Here is a 440-nt window from a genome sequence, read left to right as displayed (position 1 = left end):
GACCATTCCGATAACGCTCCAGGAGGGCGTGACGATGACGGTCGAGGTTGAGTGGCGCGAAAGGCTTAACGGGCAAATATGGGAGTACGTGCCCGACTCGAGAAAGATTGTGAGGGTACTATCGCCGCGGCCGGTGGCCCGTTCTCCGGACCTTGACGCCGGCAACCCAAAAGAAGGCAATTAGGCCCACGAGGATCGCGACCGACACCACCATTGTCACCGCGTAGGAAAGGCGGGCGAAGCCGAACAGCCCTATGATTGTCGCAGCCACAACCACTAGGCCCGTGATCCATTCCCGCGCGGGTTGAGTTTGGCGTTTAGGCTGGGGCATCATCTCTCCGTACACCAGATTCGCACGATGATCACTGGCCGTAAAGCAGTATCGCCGTGCCTCTCAAGCCGCCCTCGACGTCGCAAATAGGGTAAAAGCGGCGCTTGTG

1 protein-coding gene is annotated in these 440 nt (G+C 59.3%); it reads left to right on the top strand.

Going from position 1 to position 440, the window contains the following annotated elements; translation table 11 throughout:
- The coding region (locus RAD16_RS41365; RefSeq protein ID WP_458163729.1) for a hypothetical protein at nucleotides 1-184 on the top strand (184 nt) is incomplete at its 5' end.
- Nucleotides 185-440 lie beyond the last annotated feature (256 nt).

This window comes from Bradyrhizobium sp. 18BD, assembly GCF_054185225.1.
Note: the sequence above shows the minus strand (reverse complement) of the source record. Positions and strands in the feature narration are given on the sequence as shown.